This is a genomic window from Kitasatospora sp. NPDC056783 (assembly GCF_042789895.1).
In the GTDB taxonomy this organism is placed as follows: Bacteria; Actinomycetota; Actinomycetes; order Streptomycetales; family Streptomycetaceae; genus Kitasatospora.
In genome coordinates, this window is sequence record NZ_JBHUAF010000695.1 from 1 (window position 1) to 1,561 (window position 1,561).

General features: G+C 68.5%; 1 protein-coding gene. It reads left to right on the forward strand.

Annotated features, from left to right (window positions below):
* Positions 1 to 225 precede the first annotated feature (225 nt).
* Entirely contained in the window at positions 226 to 1,515 is a 1,290-nt protein-coding gene (clpX, locus tag ACFRMQ_RS40660) for an ATP-dependent Clp protease ATP-binding subunit ClpX (protein ID WP_045696864.1), read from the forward strand.
* Positions 1,516 to 1,561 lie beyond the last annotated feature (46 nt).

Consider the following 1,561-nt stretch of genomic DNA (forward strand, 5'->3'; position numbering starts at 1 on the left):
GCGCACCCGGGTGCGCACCCCGCCCCGGCCCGTCGGCGGGCCCGTACGACGGCATCTGTTCGGTATCAATTCGCCCAGGGCGTAGGGCAGACCTGGCGAAGAGGCCGGAATCACGGGCCCGACAGAGTACCGTCGGATACCGAGACCGAGCGCCCTCGGCGTTGACGGTCCACAGCACCAGGCCCCGGAACCCCTGCGGGGCCCCTGGCGAAGGGGAAGCACCTCGTGGCACGCATCGGAGACGGTGGCGACCTGCTCAAGTGCTCGTTCTGCGGCAAGTCGCAGAAGCAGGTGAAGAAGCTGATCGCCGGCCCAGGCGTGTACATCTGCGACGAGTGCATCGACCTGTGCAACGAGATCATCGAGGAGGAACTCGCCGAGACCTCCGAGGTGCGCTTCGAGGAGCTCCCGAAGCCGCGCGAGATCTACGAGTTCCTGGACCAGTACGTGGTCGGCCAGGACCTCGCCAAGAAGGCGCTGTCGGTGGCCGTCTACAACCACTACAAGCGCGTCCAGGCGGGTGAGGCGGGCCGCAGCGGCGGCAACGGCCGCGAGGACGCCATCGAGCTGGCCAAGTCGAACATCCTGCTGCTGGGCCCCACCGGCTCCGGCAAGACGCTGCTGGCGCAGACCCTGGCCCGGATGCTGAACGTGCCGTTCGCGATCGCGGACGCCACGGCGCTGACCGAGGCGGGCTACGTCGGCGAGGACGTCGAGAACATCCTGCTCAAGCTGATCCAGGCGGCCGACTACGACGTCAAGAAGGCCGAGACCGGGATCATCTACATCGACGAGATCGACAAGGTCGCGCGCAAGAGCGAGAACCCGTCGATCACCCGGGACGTCTCCGGCGAGGGCGTGCAGCAGGCCCTGCTGAAGATCCTGGAGGGCACCACCGCGTCGGTGCCGCCGCAGGGCGGGCGCAAGCACCCGCACCAGGAGTTCATCCAGATCGACACCACCAACGTGCTGTTCATCGTCGGCGGCGCGTTCGCCGGCCTGGAGCGGATCATCGAGGGCCGCGCGGGTGCCAAGGGCATCGGCTTCGGCGCCAACATCCGCTCCAAGCGGGAGTCGGACGCCAGCGACCACTTCCGCCAGGTGATGCCCGAGGACCTGGTGAAGTTCGGCATGATCCCTGAGTTCATCGGCCGTCTGCCGGTGATCACCAGCGTGCACAACCTGGACCGCGAGGCGCTGCTCCAGATCCTCACCGAGCCGCGCAACGCGCTGGTCAAGCAGTACCGCAAGCTGTTCGAACTGGACGGCGTGGAGCTGGAGTTCTCCCGGGACGCGCTGGAGGCGATCGCCGACCAGGCGATCCTGCGCGGCACCGGCGCGCGCGGGCTGCGGGCCATCATGGAGGAGGTGCTGATGTCCGTGATGTACGAGGTCCCCTCGCGCCAGGACGTCGCCCGCGTGGTGGTCACCGGCGACGTGGTCTCCAAGCACGCCATCCCCACCCTGGTGCCGCGCGACATGATCAAGCGCGAGCGCCGGGAGAAGAGCGCCTGACCCGAGGCCTCGGCCGACCGGAAGGGGCCCCGCACCGGATCGGTGC